Source organism: Nocardia blacklockiae (assembly GCF_015477355.1).
GTDB lineage: Bacteria > Actinomycetota > Actinomycetes > Mycobacteriales > Mycobacteriaceae > Nocardia > Nocardia blacklockiae.
Genome location: NZ_JADLRJ010000002.1, coordinates 692,416 through 712,485, shown reverse-complemented (window position 1 = coordinate 712,485; position 20,070 = coordinate 692,416). Strand labels below are relative to the sequence as shown.

Annotated in this window: 16 protein-coding genes; 6 read left to right on the top strand and 10 right to left on the bottom strand. The window is 71.1% G+C overall.

Annotated elements, in window-relative coordinates; genetic code table 11:
- Nucleotides 1-64 precede the first annotated feature (64 nt).
- The 3 genes from IU476_RS08990 to IU476_RS08980 all read right to left on the bottom strand — a co-directional run bounded on the left by IU476_RS08990 (nucleotide 65) and on the right by IU476_RS08980 (nucleotide 4,502).
- Complete coding sequence (locus IU476_RS08990) at nucleotides 65-802, bottom strand: CbiQ family ECF transporter T component (protein WP_195098531.1); 738 nt, start codon at nucleotides 800-802, stop codon at nucleotides 65-67.
- Nucleotides 799-2,922: an ABC transporter ATP-binding protein gene (locus IU476_RS08985; protein WP_195098530.1), complete on the bottom strand. Its 2,124-nt coding sequence runs from the start codon at nucleotides 2,920-2,922 to the stop codon at nucleotides 799-801. The genes IU476_RS08990 and IU476_RS08985 overlap by 4 nt, the downstream gene beginning before the upstream one ends.
- Nucleotides 2,923-3,038: 116 nt before the next feature.
- Nucleotides 3,039-4,502 (bottom strand): flavin-containing monooxygenase, encoded by a 1,464-nt coding sequence (locus IU476_RS08980; RefSeq protein ID WP_195098529.1) that lies wholly within the window; start codon nucleotides 4,500-4,502, stop codon nucleotides 3,039-3,041.
- Between the two features lie 85 nt (nucleotides 4,503-4,587).
- On the opposite strand from IU476_RS08980, the gene IU476_RS08975 reads away from it, so the two are divergent.
- Nucleotides 4,588-5,679 (top strand): AraC family transcriptional regulator, encoded by a 1,092-nt coding sequence (locus IU476_RS08975; RefSeq protein ID WP_195098528.1) that lies wholly within the window; start codon nucleotides 4,588-4,590, stop codon nucleotides 5,677-5,679.
- Between the two features lie 7 nt (nucleotides 5,680-5,686).
- Here IU476_RS08975 and IU476_RS08970 read toward each other — a convergent pair whose 3' ends face one another.
- Nucleotides 5,687-6,466, bottom strand: coding sequence for a metallophosphoesterase (locus IU476_RS08970; protein ID WP_195098527.1), 780 nt, complete (start codon nucleotides 6,464-6,466; stop codon nucleotides 5,687-5,689).
- 156 nt (nucleotides 6,467-6,622) lie between these two features.
- Nucleotides 6,623-7,366 (bottom strand): RluA family pseudouridine synthase, encoded by a 744-nt coding sequence (locus IU476_RS08965; protein ID WP_195098743.1) that lies wholly within the window; start codon nucleotides 7,364-7,366, stop codon nucleotides 6,623-6,625.
- 174 nt (nucleotides 7,367-7,540) lie between these two features.
- Here IU476_RS08965 and IU476_RS08960 point away from each other — a divergent pair, with 174 nt between their 5' ends.
- Nucleotides 7,541-9,097 (top strand): amino acid permease, encoded by a 1,557-nt coding sequence (locus IU476_RS08960; RefSeq protein ID WP_195098526.1) that lies wholly within the window; start codon nucleotides 7,541-7,543, stop codon nucleotides 9,095-9,097.
- Here IU476_RS08960 and IU476_RS08955 read toward each other — a convergent pair.
- From IU476_RS08955 to IU476_RS08935, 5 genes are all read right to left on the bottom strand, one after another.
- The gene (locus tag IU476_RS08955; protein ID WP_195098525.1) at nucleotides 9,094-10,452 is read right to left on the bottom strand and encodes a WS/DGAT/MGAT family O-acyltransferase; all 1,359 of its coding nucleotides are present in this window, start codon (nucleotides 10,450-10,452) and stop codon (nucleotides 9,094-9,096) included. The two genes, IU476_RS08960 and IU476_RS08955, sit on opposite strands and share 4 nt — an antisense overlap.
- A gap of 129 nt (nucleotides 10,453-10,581) precedes the next feature.
- Nucleotides 10,582-12,381 carry an acyl-CoA dehydrogenase gene (locus IU476_RS08950; protein WP_195098524.1) on the bottom strand — a complete coding sequence of 600 codons (1,800 nt, stop codon included), beginning with the start codon at nucleotides 12,379-12,381 and terminating at the stop codon, nucleotides 10,582-10,584.
- Nucleotides 12,382-12,445: 64 nt separating this feature from the next.
- A complete protein-coding gene (locus IU476_RS08945) occupies nucleotides 12,446-13,027 on the bottom strand; it encodes a TetR/AcrR family transcriptional regulator (RefSeq protein ID WP_324193943.1) in 582 nt (193 codons plus the stop codon).
- Nucleotides 13,024-14,244 (bottom strand): cytochrome P450, encoded by a 1,221-nt coding sequence (locus IU476_RS08940; RefSeq protein ID WP_195098522.1) that lies wholly within the window; start codon nucleotides 14,242-14,244, stop codon nucleotides 13,024-13,026. The genes IU476_RS08945 and IU476_RS08940 overlap by 4 nt, the downstream gene beginning before the upstream one ends.
- Before the next feature lie 44 nt (nucleotides 14,245-14,288).
- Nucleotides 14,289-14,966, bottom strand: a complete 678-nt coding sequence (locus tag IU476_RS08935; protein WP_195098519.1) for a phosphoribosyltransferase — start codon at nucleotides 14,964-14,966, stop codon at nucleotides 14,289-14,291.
- Nucleotides 14,967-15,218: 252 nt separating this feature from the next.
- Here IU476_RS08935 and IU476_RS08930 point away from each other — a divergent pair, with 252 nt between their 5' ends.
- From IU476_RS08930 to IU476_RS08915, 4 genes are all read left to right on the top strand, one after another.
- The gene (locus IU476_RS08930) at nucleotides 15,219-16,490 is read left to right on the top strand and encodes a GlnX family signal transduction membrane protein (RefSeq protein ID WP_324193942.1); all 1,272 of its coding nucleotides are present in this window, start codon (nucleotides 15,219-15,221) and stop codon (nucleotides 16,488-16,490) included.
- Nucleotides 16,487-17,455, top strand: coding sequence for a glutamate ABC transporter substrate-binding protein (locus tag IU476_RS08925; RefSeq protein ID WP_195098518.1), 969 nt, complete (start codon nucleotides 16,487-16,489; stop codon nucleotides 17,453-17,455). Before IU476_RS08930 ends, IU476_RS08925 begins: the two co-directional genes overlap by 4 nt.
- A gap of 9 nt (nucleotides 17,456-17,464) precedes the next feature.
- Complete coding sequence (locus IU476_RS08920) at nucleotides 17,465-18,469, top strand: protein phosphatase 2C domain-containing protein (RefSeq protein WP_195098517.1); 1,005 nt, start codon at nucleotides 17,465-17,467, stop codon at nucleotides 18,467-18,469.
- Between the two features lie 136 nt (nucleotides 18,470-18,605).
- Nucleotides 18,606-20,039 (top strand): amino acid permease, encoded by a 1,434-nt coding sequence (locus IU476_RS08915; protein WP_195098516.1) that lies wholly within the window; start codon nucleotides 18,606-18,608, stop codon nucleotides 20,037-20,039.
- Nucleotides 20,040-20,070 lie beyond the last annotated feature (31 nt).

The following is a 20,070-nucleotide window of genomic DNA, read 5'->3' as shown; positions in this document are numbered from 1 at the left end:
AGAGATGTCGAGTCCCCGAAATAGTGCTCGCGCGAAGATCTTTCGGAGCGGCAGGGGGTTTGCTCTAAATGAAAAGTTCAACTACGACCGCGCCGACGCACGCCGCGACCACTATCGCCAGCGCGATCGCGTCGCGCCGGCCCGGACCGGCGGGACGGGCGGTGAGCTGCCCGGTGCCGCCGCGCGCGGTGATGGCCTCGCCCAGTTCCCCGGCCCGGCGGGTGGCGACGGCCATGGCGGCGGTGAGCAGGTCCAGTAGCGGATTGGCGGCCGCGCGTTGCAATGCCGAATCCTTGGGCCGCAGCCGCCGCGCGGCCCGCAGCACCCGCATCTCGTCCAGCAGCAGCGGCAGTCCGCGCAGTGTCAGCGCCACCACCACGGCCCATTCGTCCACGGGGACACGCAGTTTGCGCAGCGGCGCGCCCAGAGTCGCCAGCGCCGGGGCGATCTCGCTCATCGGGGTGGTCCAGGCGATCAGGAACGACGTGGTCACCAGCACCAGGCCGAACACCACGACCTGCGCGTACCGCAGCACGGCGGCGCCGCCGACCGGCACGTTGAGCAGCGCGCCGATCCCCAGCAGGCCCCAGAACCACCACGGCAGCCGCGGCAGCGTACCCAGCGGCAGCCGCGCCACCAGCCCGACGACCACCAGGAACAGCACCGTCATCCCGAGCACCGGCCAGGACGGCGACACCATCAGCAGCACGCTGATCAGGAACGCGGCGATCATCTTCGTCCCCGCCCACAGCCGGTGCACCGGGCTGTCGACCGGAACCTGGCGCAGCAGCACGGTACTCATGAGGCATCTCCGGGTGCTTCGGGGCGCTGGATGTGCAGCTGGGCGAAGGTCGCGGTGGCCTGCGGACGCTGTTCGGCGGCGGTCGCGGCGGCCTGCGCGGTTTCCAGGATGCGGCCGGATCGCAGATGTACCGTGCGGTCGCAGACGGCGGTCATGTCGGCGATGTCGTGCGAGATGACGATCAGCGTGAGGCCCGAATCACGCAGTCGCGCGAGCAGTTCCACCACCTCGGCGCGACCTTGCGGATCGAGCCCGGCCAGCGGCTCGTCCAGCACCACCACCTGCGGGCGGGCCGCCACGATCGCGGCCATCACCACCCGCTTGGCCTGTCCGCCGGACAGCGATTCGATCGACCGCGACGCCAGCATCCGATCCAAGCCCACCGCGTCGAGCGCGCGCCCGACCGCGCCGGAGCCGGTGCCGCTGCCGCCCCAGTCCTCGATCTCGCTGCCGACGGTCTGCCGCTGCAATTGCAGGCGGGAGTGCTGGAAGGCCAGCTCCACCGCGCCGATCCGGCGGTGCACCGGCTTGGTGCGCCCGGCTTCGCGCAGGGTGCAGGTGCCGGCGGTCGGCACGATCAGCCCGGCCATGATCCAGGCCAGCGTCGACTTGCCCGAGCCGTTGCCGCCGATCACGAGCAGTGCCTCGCCGCGCCGGACGGTGAGGTCGACGCCGTGCAGCGCGGCGGCCGACCACGGCGTGCCGCGGTTGTAGGTGTGCCGCACGCCGCGCAACTCCAGCAGCGGCTCGCCCATCGGTCGGCGGCGCTCGTCGCGGACCGGGCGCGGCCAGCTCGGCAGCCGGTCCACCTGCCGCCCGTCGGACAGGTGCACCACGCGATCGGCGGCGGCCGCGTCGGCCTCGTGGTGGGTCACCAGGACGACCGCCATCGGGTGGCGGCGGGGCAGTTCGGTGAGCAGCGCGACCAATTCGCGACGGCCGTCCGGATCGATCATCGAGGTGGCCTCGTCGGCGATCAGCAGCGCCGGTCTGCGGGCCAGCGCGGCGGCGACGGCCAGGCGCTGCTGCTGCCCGCCGGACAGCGTCGCGGTCTCGGCGCCGCCCAGCTCGCCCAGCCCGACCTCGCTGAGCAGGGCCTGCACATCCACCTGCGCGGCCAGCTCCGGCGGCAGTCCCCACACCACGTCGTCGGCGACCAGCACGCCGAGGGTCTGACTCTCCGGTCGTTGCAACACCAGCGCGGTGCCGCCGAGCAGGCCGAGCCCGGCCGAGCCCGGACGCTCCACGGTCCCGCCGGTCGGCGGCCGGCCCGCGAGCACGCGCGTCAGCGTGGACTTGCCGGATCCGTTGTGCCCGACCACGGCGACGAACTCGCCGACCCGGACGGTGAGGTCGATGCCCGACAGCGCCTCGGTGCGTGCGCCCGGGTAGCGGAACGACACCCCGCGCAGCGTCACCGGCAGCGGCGCGACCGGGCGGTCGTCCACGGGCGCGTCCAGCCGGTCCGCGCCGGGCAGCCAGGCCAGCCGGTCCAGCACCGAACCCAGCGCGTACCAGGAGAACACGGCGGTCGCGACCATTCCGGCCAGCACGCCCGCGCCGACGAACACCCACCACCAGCGCAGTACGAGATCGGCGATGTCGACCACGGCGTGCCCGACGCCGTCCATCCGGGCCCGCGCGGCCAGGTTCTCCACGCCGCGCGAGGTGTTGCGAATGTTGTCGAACAGCAGGTTGCGGGCCGTGGCGAAGATCAGCAGCCAGCCCGTCACCACCGCGGCCCAGACCACGCCGGTGAGCAGGGCCAGCCCGAATACCGCCGGGAGCCCGCCGCGGCGGCGCTTGACGCTGCCGACGATGCCGCCGAGGGTCGCCGCGCTGATCACGGTGATGGCCGGCACCAGCCCGCCCGCGACGAAGGTGACCAGTGTCGAGGCGACCGTCGCGGTGACGATGGCCCGCAGCCGGTAGCGGTGCGCGAGCAGTCCCATCGGCACGGCCGCGACGAGATTGAGCGCGGCGGCGAACGGGATGACCGAGCCGAGGGTCACCAGCCCGACGGTGACTCCGCCGAGCACCGCTCCGGTGGCCAGTTCGACGGGACGCAGCGGGCCGTGCACGGGCGTCGGCCCGGTCCCGGGCTGGGGTGGAGCGGTCACGCGTCAAGTCTGCCAGCTCGCCCGCGCGGCGGGGCCGGTGCGAACCAGGATTGGCGGGCGCGAGGTGGGTCCATAGCTGATCGGCATGGGTACGAGTGATCGATCACGGCCTCGCGCTAGCCCGCGCGCAGTAGTTCGTAGTCGCCGGGACGCAGCCTCCGGGTGCGCAGGCGGTAGGAGGTGACGGTGCCGGGCCAGTTGTTGGTTATCCGCCCGGCGGCGTCGCGGTACCAGCTGCTGCAACCGGTCCACGGGGTGCGCAGCAGCCGCCGCTGGGTGCGCTCGTCGAAAGCGCGGGCGATATCGGGTCGCACCTGGAGGGTGTGGCCGGGGTGCTCGGCGAGGTAGGCGAGCGCGCGGCGGATGTAGCGGGCCTGGCATTCGATCATGTAGACGATCGAGCCGATGCCGAGGTTGGTGTTCGGCCCGTACATCAGGAACAGATTCGGGAAGCCGGGCACCGCCATCCCCAGGTAGGCCCGCGCCCCGTCGGCCCACACCTGGTCGAGGGTCACGCCGCCGCGGCCGCGAATCCGCATGGGCCAGAGGAATTCGCTGCCCTTGAACCCGGTGCCGTACACGAGCACGTCGGCGGGATGGACGACGCCGTCGGTGGTGCGGACGCCCGCGGGCACGATCTCGGCGATCCCCGTCGTCACCACGTCCACATTCGGCCGGGTGAGCGCCGGGTAGTACTCGTTGGAGAACAGCACGCGCTTGCACAGCACCGGATACTCCGGGGTCAGCTCGGCGCGCAGGTCCGGGTCGGGGATCTCGCGGCGCAGCGCCCGGTGGCCGAGCCAGGTGGCGATCCGGCGGATCGGCGGCACCGCCGCCAGCCCGAGCGCGAAGAACTCCAGGAAGCACCACACCCACAGTCTCTGCGCCAGGCGCAGCCCGGGCACGTGCCGGAACAGGGCGTGGTGCACGGGCCGGTATTCGCGGTCGGTGCGGCTCACCACCCACGCCGGGGTGCGCTGGAACAGCGTCAGCCGCGCCACCTCCGGCGCGATCGCGGGCACGAATTGGATTGCGCTGGCACCGGTTCCGATGACCGCGACGCGCTTGCCGGTCAGCGCCACCGTGTGATCCCACTGCGCCGAGTGGAACGCCGGACCGGCGAAGGTGTCCCGGCCCGGGATGTCGGGCAGCCGCGGCCGCGACAGCTGACCGACCGCCGACACCACGACATCGGCGGTGTATCGGGCGCCGTCCGCCGTGTGCACCGTCCACCGCCCGGTGGTCTCGTCGAATTCCGCCGCGGTGACGTCGCTGCCGAACCGGATGCGCTCCGTGAGCCGATGCTTGGCGGCGATCCCGCGTAGATAGTCGTGGATGTCGGCGCCCCCGGAGTAGCGGTGCGGCCAGTCCGGTTTCGGCTCGAAGGAGAACGAGTACAGCGGCGACGGCACATCGCAGGCCGCCCCCGGATAGGTGTTCTCCCGCCACACCCCGCCCAGGTCGGCGGCGCGCTCCAGAATGGTGAACCGGTCGAAACCGTTGCGGCGCAACTCCAATGCCATGCCCAGGCCTCCGAACCCGGCTCCGATGACGATGACCGACGGCGTTGTCGCGGGCATTGTGGCGCTCCTCACATCGTGCGTGCTGATTCCACTGTAAGGAGCCGCGACGCAGCCGATCGACATATTCGGCCATAATCGCGGTATGGCAACGGTGCAGCACCCCGGCATTCGCAACTGGGACTTCCCGCGCGGGATGGCCAGCGTGGCGCTGATGGTCGGCTACGCCCGCGAGCACGGGGTGCCGGCCGCCCGATTGCTGCGCGGCACCGGTCTGTCCGAACGCGTGCTCGCCGACCCGGACATGCAGATCGACGCGCACACCGAACTCGCGGTGATCCGCAACCTGGTGCGGACGCTGGCGGCCGAGCGCCCGGCGCTGGGCGTGGAGGTGGGCCGGCGCTACCGCATCACCACGTTCGGCATCTTCGGTTTCGCGTGCGTCTCCAGTCCCACGCTCGGCGAGGCCATTTCGTTCGCGCTGCGCTTCCTGGAGCTGAGTTTCACCTTCTGTATCCCCGTAACACGCTGGGAGCCACACGAATTCGTCGCCGACATCCACGACGAGCTGGTGCCCGCCGACGTCCGGCGCTTCCTGGTGGAGCGCGACGTGCTCGCGATGCACCAGGTGATGATCGACCTGCTGGGCCGGCCGCTGGAGCTGGTGCGGGCCGAATTCGACTATCCCGAGCCGGGTTACGCCGATCAACTCGCCGAGATCATCGGGGTGCGGCCGCGGTTCGGGCAGCCGCGCACTCTGTTCTCGTTTCCCCCCGAGATGCTGGCACAGCCGCTGCCGCAGGCGAACGAGCACACCTGGGCGATGTGCCTGGCGCAGTGCAGCGACCTGGTGCACCGCCGCCGCGCGCGCACCGGCATCGCGGCCGAGGTGCGCGAGCGCCTGATGCCGCGCGGCGGCGCGGACGGTTTCGCCGCGCCGCCCGGAATCGACGCCGTCGCACGCGATCTCAACATGAGCACCCGCACCCTGCGCCGCCACCTCGACACCGCGGGCACGAGCTACCGCGCCCTGCTCGACGAGGTGCGGCGCGCGCTGGCGGAGGAAATGCTCACGGCCACACCGCTGTCGGTGAGCGATGTGGCGATCCGGCTCGGGTACGCGGAGGCCTCGACGTTCATCTACGCCTTCAAGCGCTGGACCGGGACCACGCCGTCGGCCTACCGCCGCGAGCGCGCCGCGACCAGTGCCGCGGGGCCGGGAATGCGCCGCTTGTGAGTCCGAATCAGTTGGGCTGCACCGCGATCCGGCCGCCCATCGGCACGATGCGCACGATCGAGGTCAACCGGCGTCCCTCGATGGCGTGCAGCACCAGCGACGGGTCGGGCGCGTAGTCGATCGGCACCTGCCCGGGGCTGCCGACCTCCCACCGGGCGCCGATCTGCGAGGCCACGCTGGGCGCGACCACCAGCGGCCGGCCGCCGAACAGGGTCGTCGCCATCGAGTGCATGTGTCCGCTGAGTACGCCGACGACGCGGTCGTCGGCGGCGACGATCTGTTCCAGGCGCCGCGGGTTGGCCAGCCGGATCGGGTCGACCACGGTGCTGTACATCGGCAGCGGGGGATGGTGCAGCGCGATCAGCACGGCGGTGTCGTCGGGAGTGTCGCGCAGCAGGTCGGTCAGCCAGCGGTAGGTCTCGTCGGACAGCTCGCCGCCGCTCTCGCCCGGCACGGTGGAATCCAGCAGCGCCACCGTCACCCCGTCGAGCCGCAGGGCCTGGTTGATCGGCTCGTCGGAGGGCGGCTGCCGCAGCAGGATCTCGCGCAGGTTCGCGCGGTCGTCGTGATTGCCGGGCAGTATCCACACGGGCACATCGGCCGCCAGCGCGGTGCGGGCCTGCTCGTACTCCTCGGCCTTGCCGGAATCGGTGACGTCGCCGGTGACCAGGATCGCGTCGGGGCGGTGCGGCAGATCGGCGAGGTAGGTCATCACCCGTTCGACCCGGTCGATATTGCGTGCGTGCAGGTCGAAGTGCGTGTCGCTGAGCTGTGCCAACACAATCATCGGCGTTCGCTTTCTCGTGGGAATCGCGCCGTTGCGCCCGAACGTGCCCGGTCGGCACCAATCCAGGTTAAATGGCCGCTCGCTATCACGTCTGCATGAGACTCGCCACCGAATATAGCGAAAGCGCATGATTTGCCGGGCATCAGGGTCCGGGGGCTAGACGTCGTGCAACAGCTCGGCCGCCGCGTCGAGGACGGTGCCGCCGACCGACCAGAAGTCCTGGCCGGGCGGTGCCTCCGGCGTCAGTTCGGCCGGGGTGCGCCACGGCGCCTCCAGTCGCAGCCGCCACGAGTGCAGGTGGGTGCGCGGGTAGCTGCCGGACTTGTCGAACAGCGGATCGCCGGCGATCGGATGCCCGATCCAGGCCAGGTGCACGCGGATCTGGTGGCGGCGGCCGGTGATCGGGCGGACCGCGAGCACCGTGTGCGCCTCGGCGCGGAAGAGCGTGGTGAACTCGGTGGTCGACGGATAGTTCTTGCCCGCCAACAGGTCTCGTTCCGCGACGGTCCAGGTGTCGGCGGTGCGGACGATGCTCTCGCGCGGCGCGGCGATGCGCACCCGATTCTTGCGGCCCACGCTGAGCGGCAACTCGATGACGCCGCGGTCCGGCAAACCCGTGGAGGCCGTGATCGCCAGGTAGGTCTTGTCGGCCGTGCGCTTGTTGAACTGGCGGGTCAGCTGCCCGTGCGCGCCGAGATCCTTGGCCAGCAGCACCAATCCCGAGGTCACCTTGTCGATGCGATGCACGGGGTACAGGGTCTCGCCCGCGGCGGCGGCCAGCTCCACGATGTCGGTGTCGTGACGCTCGCCGGTGACCGAGATGCCCGCGGGCTTGTCGAGCGCGAGGATCGCCGCGTCCTCCTCGAGCACGCACCGCTCGCGCAGCTGGGGCCATCGCATATCCACGGTCACACCCTAGGGCGGCGGTGCCGGGCACCTTCCGCCGCGACCCCGGTACCTGGAAATTTCCTTCTGGAAGGGTTTACCGTAACGTCACTTACCACTGTTGAACGCACCGCTACATGACGGTACATTGTTGCGCGACGAGATTTGACTCACAGTTAGGCCCTGGTCATGGCTTCAGTCCGGCGACCTGTGGAACTGTCGGCGCTCGCCGATGCGCTGCACGCGGAAGACGCCGGGTATCGAAGATCGCTACACGCGCGGCAATTGCAGATGATCGCGATCGGCGGTGTGATCGGTACCGGGCTGTTCCTCGGGGCGGGCGGGCGGCTCGCGGGCGCCGGGCCGGGTCTGTTTCTGGTGTACGCGGTGTGCGGGGTGTTCGTTTTCTTCATCCTGCGCGCGCTCGGCGAGCTGGTGCTGCATCGTCCCTCGGCCGGGTCGTTCGTCTCCTACGCGCGCGAGTTCTACGGGGAGAAGCTGGCTTTCGCGGTGGGCTGGACCTATTTCTTCCACTGGTGCATGACCGGCATCGTCGACATCACCGCCATCGCCACGTATTTCCGGTACTGGGGTCTGTTCTCGGCGGTGCCGCACTGGCTGCTGGCGCTGCTCGCCCTGGTCGCGGTGGTGTGCACCAACCTCATCTCGGTGCGGTGGTTCGGCGAGCTCGAGTTCTGGGTGGCGCTGATCAAAGTCGTTGCGCTCGTGGGCTTTTTGATCGTCGGCACGGTATTCTTGGCCGGGCGCTTCACGATTCACGGCGAGCGGACCGGCGTGCAGGTGGTGACCGAGCACGGCGGCCTGTTCCCGACCGGCGCGCTGCCGCTGGTCACGGTCACCACCGGCGTCGTCTTCGCCTACGCCGCAGTGGAATTGGTGGGTATCGCGGCGGGTGAGACGAAGAATCCGGAGCAGGTCATGCCGCGCGCGATCAACTCGGTGATCGCCCGCATCGCCGTGTTCTACGTCGGCTCGCTGATCCTGCTCGGACTGCTGTTGCCCTACACCGCCTTCCGATCGGGCGAGAGCCCGTTCGTGACCTTCTTCGCGCGCATCGGCCTGCCCGCCGCCGGCACCATCATGAACCTGGTCGTACTGACCGCGGCCTTCTCGAGTCTCAACGCCGGTCTCTACTCGACCGGCCGGATCCTGCGCTCCATGTCGATGAACGGCAGCGCGCCCGGCTTCGCCGCGCGGATGTCCCGCAGCGGCGTGCCCTACGTGGGGATCCTCGCCACCGGCGCGATCGCGCTGGTCGGGGTGGGGCTCGACGCGGTGGTGCCGGACCAGGCGTTCGAGATCGTGCTGAACGTGTCGGCGCTGGGCACCATCGTGTCGTGGACCGTGGTGCTGCTGTGCCAGTTGCGGCTGTGGTACCGGTGGCGGCAGGGCATCGCCTACCGCCCGAAGTTCCGGCTGCCCGGCACGCCGTACACGACGATCGCGGCGCTGGTGTTCCTCGCCGTGGTGGTGCTGCTGATGGCGTGCAGCGGCACCGCGGTGCAGCGCACGGCGGTGCTGGCGCTGATCGCGGTGCTGGGACCGGCGCTGATCGCGGGCTGGTTCCTCGCGCGCCGGAAGGTGTTGCGCATCGCCGAGATTCGGCACGGGCACGCCGGGCAGTTCCCGGTGCTGGCCGAGCGGCCGTGGCCGGGCCGCCCGGCCGAGCCGGAGGTGATCGTCGAGGAGCCGCCGCCGGGCAAGTTCCCCGGCGCGGGGGTCTAGCCCGCGGTCGTGGCCGCCACCAGTTCGGCCAGCGCGGTGTCCAGGTGCTCGATCATCCGGGACAGCTGCGGGACCGAGCGGCGGCAGGCGACCAAGCCGAAGTCGAGGGTGTCGGCCGTGGAGGTGACGGTGATGTTCACCGCCTGGCCGTCGAACGGAATCGACAAGGGGTAGTTGCTGTGCAGGCGGGCGCCCTGCAGGTACACCGGCTTGCGCGGGCCGGGCACGTTGGAGATCACCAGATTGAACGGAACCCGCGGCAGCGCTTGGAATCCCGGCACCAGCGTCACCCCCAGCGGCGACATCAGCAGGGCCGACAGCGCGATCGCCTCCCACTGCGGCAGCTGCTGGAAGACCTGTTTCGACCGCAGCATCGAGTCGTGGATCGCGTGCAGGCGCGCGGCCGGATCGGCGAGGTCGGTCGCCAGGTTGCACAGCGTCGCGGCGACCATGTTCCCCTCGCCGTCGGAGTCGCCCGGCCCGCGCATGTCCACCGGGACCATCGCCGTCAAAGGCTTGTCCGGCAACGCGTTCCGCTCCAGCAGGTAGGCGCGCAGCGCACCGGCGGACATGGCGAGCACCACGTCGTTGACGGTGGTGCCGGTGGCGCGGCGCACGGCGTGGATGCGTTGCAGCGGCCAGGAGCCGATGGCGACGCTGCGCGCCCCGCCGATCGGCACGTTGAACATCGTCGGGGGCGCGGACAGCGGCAGTTCCAGCCTGCCCTCGGTGAGCGCGCGCACGGCGGCGGCTCCCGCGCCCGCGCCGGTCGCTATGCGTGGCAGCGCTTTTCGGAGCTGCTCCCACAGCCCCGGGCCGGTCTCGCCGTCCGGCTCCGGCCGCGCCATCGTCCACGGGGTGCGCAGGCGCGTGTCGAAGGGATCGTCGGTCAGGCTGCGCTGCAACAGCCGCAGGGCCGACACCCCGTCCATGAGGGCGTGGTGCACCTTCACATAGACCGCGAACCGCCCGTCGGCCAGGCCCTCGACGACCCGGCCCTCCCACAGCGGCCGGTGCCGGTCGAGCAGGGTGGAGTGCAAGCGCCCCACCAGGTCCAGCAGCTCGGTGTCGCCGCCGGGTGCGGGCAGCGCGCTGCGCCGCAGGTGGTAGCCGAGATCCACGTCCTCGGCGTGCGACCACACGACGCTGGAGAAGCCGCCGAGGAGGCGGCCCGGGCGACGCCGGAAACGGGGCCGCACGTCGGTCGCCGCCTGCGCCTCGTCGTAGAGGACGCGGACGAAGTCGTCGTCCGCGTCGGGCGGCGGTTCGAACACCTGCAGGCCGCCGACGTGCATCGGGTGCTCGCGGGATTCGGTTGCCAGGAATATCGCGTCGATCGGGTTGAGAAGGTCCATCGCTTTCCGCCTATACCGGGTGGGCTCGAGGCCCCTTGCGGGTACGGGACGGCGTCGTTGCCACCGCTGACTTGACTGCGTAATACCCTAACACCGAACGTATTTGACATTGTCGCAACCGAACGGCGACTACAGGCAGGAATCGTCCAGGTCGAGGGTGGTCCGGTCGAGCGAGTCGAGCAGGTCGAACAGGGGTGCGGTGCGCGGCAGCTCCCAGCGGTAGAAGTACCGGGTCGCCGCGCGCTTGCCGTCGTAGAACGCGCCGGTGCGGCCGTGCGCGGCGACGGCCTGCTCCAGCCAGATCCAGGCCAGCACCACGTGCCCGAACGCCTCCAGGTAGGCGGCCGAGTTGGCCAGCGCCGGTTCGGGATCCAGGTCCCGCCACAGCAGACCGGTGGTGGCCACGACCCGGCCGGCGGCCTGCTGCAGGGCGTCGGCGTAGTCGCCGAGGTCGCCGTCCGCGGTGGCGCGGGCCGCCGCGACCGTCGCGCCGATGGTCTCCACCAGCAGCGTCAGCGCCGCGCCGCGGTCCGCGGTGACCGCGCGGCCGAGCAGGTCGAGGCTCTGAATGCCGTGTGTGCCTTCGTGAATCGGGTTCAGCCGGTTGTCGCGGTAGTGCTGCTCGACGTCGTAGTCGCGGGTGTAGCCCGCGCCGCCGTGCACCTGGATGGCCAGGTCGTTGGCGGCCAGGCACCACTGGCTGGGCCAGCTCTTCGCGATCGGGGTCAGCACCCGCAGCAGCGTGGCCGCCCGCTCGACCTCCGCTTCGCCGGTGGCACTGCGCTGTTCGTCGATCAGCGAGCCGCAGTACAGCTGGAGCGCGAGCGCGCCCTCGGCATAGGACTTCTGCGCCAGCAACATCCGGCGCACGTCCGGATGACGCACGATCGGCAGCTGCGGCGTGGCTTGCCCCTTGGCGGTGGCGGGGCGGCCCTGCGGCCGGTTGCGGGCGTAGTCGAGGGCCTTCAGATATCCCGTGTAGCCGAGCGCCGTGGCGGCCAGCCCGACGCCCAGCCGCGCCTCGTTCATCATGTGGAACATGTAGGCCAGGCCGCGATTCGGCTCGCCGACCAGATAGCCGACCGCGCCCGCCGCGCCGCCCGGGGTGAAGGCGCCGTCACCGAAAACCGGTGCGGTGTTGACGGTTCCGCGCCAGCCCATCTTGTGGTTGACGCCCGCCAGCACGACGTCGTTGCGCTCGCCCGCCGAGCCGTCGGCGGCGGGCAGGTACTTCGGCACGATGAACAGCGAGATGCCGCGCGTGCCCACGGGGGCGTCGGGAATGCGCGCCAGCACCAGGTGCACGATGTTCTCCGACAGCTCGTGGTCGCCGCCGGAGATCCACATCTTGCGCCCGAACACGCGGTAGGTGCCGTCGTCCTGCGGCACGGCCTTGGTGGTGATGTCGGCCAGGCTGGAACCCGCCTGCGGCTCGGACAGCGCCATGGTGCCGAAGTAGCGCCCGGCGATCATCGGGCGCACGAAGCGGTCGATCTGCTCCGCGGAGGCGTGCGCCGCCAGCAGGTTCGCGTTGCCCATGGTGAGCATCGGATAGCTGGTGGTGGCGACGTTGGCCGCGTAGAACCAGGCCATGCAGGCGCTGAAGACGGTGTGCGGCAACTGCATTCCGCCGACCCGCTCGTCCATCGCGGCGCCGACCAGCCCGGCCGCGCCGAACGCGTCGAGCGCCTGCTTCACCACCGGGAGCACGTGCACCTTCTCGCCGTCGAAGGTGGGCTCGTGCAGATCGCTGTCGCGGTTGTGCGGGGCGAAGTACTTGGTCGCCAGCTCCCGGCTCAGGTCCAGCGCCTGGTCGAAGGTCTCCCGGGTGTGCTCCCGGTAGCGCTCGCGGGCGGTCAGCCCGGTCACGTCCAGCCACTCGTAGAGGAGGAACTCGAGGTCGCGGGCGGACATGATCAGCGAATCCATGCCTCCACCCTCGTGCGCCGGGCGACCGCGCGCAACCCCCGCCCGCCGCGGGTGACCAGGGCCGTCAGGGCCGCGCGGCGGTGATCAGGGGCGCCACGAAGCGCCGCAGCAGCTCGCGCTCCTCGTCGTCGTCGCGGCCCGGGACCGTCAGCAGCGACACGATGATCCTGGTGAGCCAGCGGGCCCGCAGCGACAGCTCCTCTTGTGTCACACCGTCTTCCGCGGCGAACAGCGAACCGGCGATGGCCTCGATCACCGCCGAGGTCTCGGCGATCTCGCTGGTGAGTCCGGCGTCGCCGGGCCGGAACCAGGCGATCAGCAGCGGGTCCGAGCGCACCGCCCGCAGCGCGGCCGACACGCCGGCCACGACCCGCTCGCCGGGTGCGGCGTCGGCGGGGATCTCCCGGAGCACCGCGGGCCCGATCCGGCGGGCCTCGCGGTGCACGAAGGCCAGCCGCACGGCCTGCCGGCTGTCGAAGTACCGGTAGAGCGTCGCCCGCGAGCAGCCCGCGGCCTTGGCGATGTCGGCCATCCCGGTGGCGGCCACGCCGCGTTCGGCGAACAGCTCGGCCGCCGCGTCCAGGATCCGCTCGGCGGCGTGCGCGGACCGCGGGCCGCCCAGCCAATCGGCCTGCCGCGCGCTCACGCCGCGGCCCGGAACGGCACGCTGACCGGCCAGCGCACATAGCTGCCCTCGGTGTAGCGGACGCCGTCGAGGTCGACGGTGAAGTCGGGGCAGCGCGCCAGCAGTTCCCGCAGGGCGATGGTGGCCTGCATGCGCGCGGCGGCCGCGCCGAGGCAGTGGTGGTTGCCGTTGCCGAAGGTGAGGATGTTCCTCGGTCGGCGCAGCACGTCGAGTTCGGCTGCGTCCGGGCCGAATTCGCGCTCGTCGCGATTGGCCGACGCGTACAGCAGCAGCACCCGGCGGCCCGCCGGAACGGTGACGCCGTCGATCTCCACGTCCCGGGTCGTGGTGCGGGCCAGGCCCTGTACGGGCGAGGTGAGGCGCAGGAATTCGTCGACCGCGCCCGGGATCAGCTCCGGGTCGTCGAGCAGGCGCTTGCGCTGTTCGGGGTAACGGGTCAGCAATTGCACCGCGCCGCCGAGGTTTCCGGTCGTGGTGTCGTTGCCGCCGGTGATCATGGTGAAGGCGAAGCCGAGAATTTGCAGCACCTCGCCGATGTCGCCGTCGGCGGCCAGGCCCGAGGCCAGCAGGTGCGAGATGGTGTCGTCGCCGGGTGTGGCGCGGCGGCGCTCGATCAATCCCGTGAAGTACTGTCCCAGTTCCCCGACCGCGGCCTGCGCCTGGAGCACGCCGCCGGTGGCGGAGGCCGCCACGATGGCCTCGCTCCATTCGTCGAATTTCGCCCGATCCTCTTCCGGCACACCGAGATAGTGCGCCACCACCATCGTGGGGAGGGGTTTGAACAACGTGGCGGAGATGTCCCCGCCGCCGTCGGCCCGCAGCCGTTCGATCCGGTCGACGACGAACTCCCGCACGGCCGGGCTGATCTCCTGCACCTGGCGGGGTGTGAAGCCCTTGGCCACGCGCCGCCGGAACACCGTGTGATCCGGCGGATCGGTGAACACGAACGGCCGGTTCGCGCCGAGCCCGATCTCGGCCAGGTTGTTGTAGTCGACGGTCAAACCCGCTGCCGAGGAGAAGGTTTCGGGATCGCGGACCGCCGCGTACACGTCGGCGTAGCGCGAGAGCACGTAGTAGTCCTCGTCCTCGCGGCCCGGGGGGACCACGTGGTGCACCGGGTCGTGCTCGCGCAGCGCGGCGTACATCGACCACGGGTCACGCCAGCTGTCGCCGGAGCGGAGCCGGAAGCGAGCGGCGTGAGACATATCCTCTTGCATGTCTCGAATGTAAGACACATGACCCCATGTGTCTAGAACGTGTTTCAGACGGTACGGATCGGCTGGGTCGGTGGCCGGTCGCCCAGTTCGCCGGTCGCGCGATCCAGCAGTGCGCGCACGGTGTCCTCGCTGACCTCGTCGAAGTGGCGGTACCACTGCTCGATGGTGTGGAACAGCGCCGGCGTCTCCAGGCAGATCACATTGTCGGCACATCCTGCGAGCGCGCGGATCGGCCGGCAGGAACCGACCGGTACGGCGAAGATCACCCGGGCCGCACCCTGCGCCCGCGCCAGGGCGCACGCCGCCCGCGCGGTATTGCCCGTCGTGACGCCGTCGTCCACCAGCACCACCGTGCGACCGGCCAGCGCCGGCTGCGGTCGGCCGCGCCGTAGCCGAGCGCTGTTGCGCAGCACGGTCTCTCGCGCGTGGCGCTCGACCCGGGAGCGTTCCGGCGGCGCGATGAAGGCCCGCACCACCAGATCGTCGTCGACCACGCGCACGCCGGATTCGGCGACGGCGCCGAACACCAGCCGCGGCCGGTCCGGCACCTCCAGCTTGCACACCACTGCGGCGTCCAGCGGTACCCGCAAGGCGGTGGCGACCTCGAACGCGACCGGCACGCCCCCGCGCGGCAGCCCGAGCACGATGGTGTCGGGCCCGCGGAAGGCGCGCAGGCGTTCGACGAGCCGTCGGCCGGCTTCGCGGCGATCCAGGAAGGGCATCCGTCTCACCCTGACAGTCGTGAAAGGAAGGTCGAGTCGCAGCGGCGGACTCGCAGACAGCTGCGTACTCTACGCTCGCTCGGGCCTCGGCAGGGCCGAAACGGTCGCGATCTTCCGGCCTTTCGGTCTCGATTTCGGCGCGTTCCGGTCGCTGTCGCAGGCAGCGGGCCTCCCGCCGCGATCACCCGGCGAACCGGAGGCCGCTCCCGTACGATCGCGTGCGGAACTCCGGCTGGACTAGGGGGAGAGCGCGTGGGACTTCGCCTACCGGCGACGGTCCGCAACGGTGCGGAATGGTTGCGGCGCTTCGCCGCGACGACCCCCGGCGCGATTGTCGCGATCGCCTTCGCGGCGGTCGTCCTGTGCCTGCTGTCCGGCCTGGTGTGCGCGAACCAGTTGAGCGACAAGACCGCCCGCCGCGACGCGGCCCTGCAACGCTCGGAGCCGCTGGCCGATGCCGCGCAGCGGTTGTACGTGGCGCTGTCGGCGGCCGACGCCTCGGCGGCCACGGCGTTCCTGACCGGCGGCATCGAATCCCCGCGCATCCGTGGGCAATACCAGCAGGCGCTCGCCGACACCGCCGACGCCCTGGCCGCGGCCACCGCGGGCGCGGGCGATCCGCACACCCGCGAGATCGTCGCGCGCATCGCGGCCGATCTCCCGGTGTACACCGGCCTGGTGGAGACCGCCCGGGTGAACAACCGGCAGGGTTTCCCGGTCGGCTCGGCGTATCTGCGGGAGGCGTCGGGTCTGATGCAGGGCGCGCTGCTGCCCAGCGCCGCCCGGCTGACCGACCAGCGGCACGCCGGGCTGCGCGCCGACCAGCGGGCCGTCACCGGGCCGCCGTGGGGCGCGCTGGTCCTGCTGGCGGTCACGCTCGTGGGCGCGGTGGTCGCGTCGCGAGTGCTGTTGCAGCGCACCAATCGGCTGTTCAATCTCGGTGTCTCGGCCGGTGCGGGCGCGGCGGCGCTGGCCCTGCTGTGGATCGTGGCGTCCACCGTCGTGTCCAACGGCGCGATCGACACCGGTGGCGGCGGTCCCACCGCGCGCAGCGAAAACCTCGCGCAGGCAAGGATTCTCGCGCAGCAGGCGCGGACCGACGAGACGCTCGAGCTGATCACGCGCGGCGACACCAAGGAGACCGAGGAGGACTTCAAGACCAAGACGGCGCGCCTGCAGCAGGAGCTGACCGAGGTATCCGGCGCGGATTCGCCGATGCGCCAGCAGTTCTCGCAGTGGATCGCCGGGCACGGGCGGCAGCTCGAGTACTACAACGCGGCCAACTACCCGGCGGCGCTGGAGCAGGCGATCGGGTCGGGTTCCGAGTCGTCGGCCGAGCGTTTCGCTCAGCTGGACGGCTCGCTGAGCGCGGACCTGGAGCAGACCCGGGCGCAGCTGCGCGGGCAGATCGATGCCGCCGGTGACGCCTGGATCGCCGCCGCCGGGGGCACACTGGTGTTGATGGTGCTCGCGGCCGCCGGCGTCGTCGCCGGGCTGTGGCCGGGACTGAAGGAGTTCCTGTGAACGCGCGGGTGCTGCGGGCGGCGCTGGTGGTCGCGTCGATCGCCGTGCTGGCCGCCTGCGGCGCGGATCCGGCCGTGCCGCGCTCCGGGCCGGCCGCGCCGGTGAATCCGTTGCCGCCCAAGGCTCGCGAGATCACCACCCCGCCCGGGACCGACCGCGGCTGCGATGCCGAGGCCAGTCTGCGGCCGGGCGCGCAACCGGCGCCGGGGGCGATGCCGGCGGGCTCGACCATGGCCCGCATCGTGGCCAAGGGCCGGGTGACGGTCGGCGTCGACCAGAACACCTACCTGTTCGGTTTCCGCGACCCGGCCACCGGTCAGCTGGAGGGCTTCGACATCGACCTGGCCCGGGAGATCGCCCGCGACCTGTTCGGCGATCCGAACCGGATCGAACTGCGGTCGGTCTCCACCGCCGAACGCCTGCCGGCCCTGCAGAACAAACAGGTGGATCTCGTGGTCCGCACCTTCTCGGTGACCTGTGAGCGCCGTCGCGAGGTGGACTTCTCGACCGTGTACTACAAAGCGGCGCAACGGATCCTGGCGCAACGCGGCGGCCCGATCCGGGCCCTGCCGGACCTGGCCGGCAAGCGGGTGTGCGTCACCTTCGGCGCGACCTCCTCGGGCCCGATGTTCACGCTGTCGAACCACCCGACCGTGCTGGGCGTCGACCAGTGGACCGACTGCCTGGTCGCCCTGCAGCAGGGGCAGGTGGACGCGATCACCACCGACGAGCCGATCCTGGTCGGGCTGGCCGAACAGGACGGCAATCTCCAGGTCGTCGGCGACCCTTTGGGTTTCGAGAACTACGCGGTCGGCGTGCCGAAGGGGGAGGACGACATGGTCCGGTTCGTCAACGGCGTGCTGGACCGGATCCGCGGCGACGGCACCTGGCAGCGCCTGTACTCCGCTCATCTCAACGCGCTCGGCCCGGCCGCGGGGGCCCCCGCCCCGCGCTACAGCGGATAGGTGGGACCGATGGTCGACCCTGTGAGCGCGCCGCGCTGCCCCGGCTGTGACACGAGAACCGCGGTGGCCGAACGCTGGTGCGAGCACTGCGGCCGCCACCCGGCGGTCCGCCGGGTAGCGCTGCCCGATCCCACCGCCCTCGCGTCCGGCTGCGACCGGTGTGGCGCAACGGAATTCGACGCCGAGGGCTACTGCACCGGCTGCGGCGCGCAACACCGCCCGCCAGACCGCGCCGCCGCCGATCTGGGCGCGGTACAGCTGGTCACCGATCGCGGTATCGCCCACGCGCGCAACGAGGATGCCGTCGCCGCGGCCGTGCTCGACACCGCGACCGGTCCGGTGATCGTCGTCGCGGTCGCCGACGGCGTCTCGACCTCCGACGACCCGCAGGTGGCGGCGGGCGCGGCGGTCCGCGCCGGCGTGCACGCCTGTTCGGCGGCGCTGACGGCCGACCGCACCGCGCCCGAGGCCCTGCTCGACGGCCTGGAAGCCGCGTTCGCGGCCGTGCGCGCGGTGTCCGTCGCCGAGGGGCACTCGCCGTCGTGCACGTACGTGTCGGCCGTGCTGCGGCCGGACGCCGACGGCGAGGCCGAGATCGCCGTGACGAATGTCGGTGACAGCCGGGCCTATTGGCTGCGCGGCGACGGGCGCGGGACGCCGTCGCGGCGGCTGACGGTCGACGACTCCTTCGCCGAACTGCTGGTCGCCGGCGGCCTGGACGAGCAGACGGCGATGCGCGACCCGCGCGCGCACGCGCTGATGCGCTGGCTCGGTGCGGATTCCGAGCTCGTCCCCGCCGACATCCCGGTGCGGGTGGTGCGCGTACGCGGCCCGGGTGTCCTGCTGCTGTGCAGCGACGGAATGTGGAACTATCTGTCCGACCCCGACGATCTCGCCGCGACGGCGACCGCGCCCGAACCCGCGCGGGAACTGGTCGACTTCGCGTTGCGCGCCGGTGGCGCCGACAACATCACCGTCGCCCTCGCGCCGCTCCCCGCAGCCGACGCGACCTGATCGCCATGCATACCGGCCCGCCGCGCGGGTCGTCCGATCCGACGAAATTCGGGAAAGTCGTTCATGGCGCTGGACAACGGCCGTGTTACCGCTCACATTTACACTGCCCCGACCAGGTAGTGCAAGGAGCGATCACATGCCAGCGAGTCCAGCGATGCGCGAGTTCTTCCGGCGCAAACCCATCGAACTGATCGAGGACGAATCCCCCGGCGGCCTGCAGCGGGCCCTGGGCCTGTGGCAGCTGACGGCCATCGGCGTCGGCGGCATCATCGGCGCCGGCATCTTCGCCCTCGCCGGCTCGGTCGCCCACGACACGGCCGGACCGGCGGTGCTGATCTCCTTCCTGATCGCGGGTGTCGCCAGCGCCGCGGCGGCGCTGTCCTACGCCGAGTTCGCGGGTCTCATCCCGAAGGCGGGGTCGGCGTACACCTACGGGTACGCGGTGCTCGGCGAACCGGTCGGCTGGTTCATCGGCTGGGATCTGCTGCTCGAGTACACGGCGATCGTCGCGGTCGTCGCCATCGGCATCTCCGGGTACATCTCGTTCCTGCTCGAGCAGCTGGACATCTCGCTGCCGGACTGGATGCTCGGCGCGCCCGGCACCGGCGACGGCCACTACGTCGACCTGTTCGCGGTGCTGCTGTGCCTGCTGATCGCCTTCCTGCTCAACCGGGGCATCAAGGCGGCGGCGCGGTTCGAGACCGTGGTGGTCGGCATCAAGATCGTGGTCGTGCTCGTGGTGATCGTGGCGGGCGCGTTCTACATCGAGAGCGGGAACTACAGTCCGTACTTCCCGTTCGGCTTCGGCGGCGCGGTGACCGGGGCGTCGACGGTGTTCTTCGCGGTGTTCGGCTACGACGCGATGTCGACCGCGGCCGAGGAGTCCGTGGACGCCAAACGCCATCTGCCCAAGGCGATCCTGCTGTCGCTGGCGATCTCGATGGTGCTCTACGTACTGGTGTGCCTGGTGCTGACCGGGATGCAGCACTACACCGAGATCAATCCGAAGAGCGGGCTGTCGTCGGCGTTCGAGTCGGTCGGGTTGCCCGGCCTGGGCAGCCTGATCGCGGCCGGGGCCATCGTCGGCATCATGACCGTGCTGTTCACCTTCATGCTCGGCGTCACCCGGATCTGGTACTCGATGAGCCGCGACGGCCTGCTGCCGCAGTGGTTCGCCAAGACCCACCCCACCCGGCACGTGCCGACCCGGATCACGTGGATCGCGGGCATCGTGTCGGCGGTGATCGCCGGGTTCCTGCCGATCGGGGAGGCGGCCGAGCTGACCAATATCGGCATCCTGCTCGCCTTCGTGGTGGTGTGCGTCGCCGTTATCGTCCTGCGCTACCGCCGCCCCGACCTCCCGCGCGGCTTCCGCACCCCGCTCATGCCGGTCATCCCCCTGATCGGCATAGCCTTCTCGATTTGGCTGATCACCTACCTGAAGCCGGAAACCTGGGCCCGCTTCGCCATCTGGTTCGTGATCGGCACGGTCATCTACTTCGCCTACAGCCGCCGCCACTCCCTCCTGGCTACAGGCAACCGGTCCCCGGGCACGCCCTCGGTCCGGTGACGGGGAGGCCGCACACCTTCGCCGCTGCCCC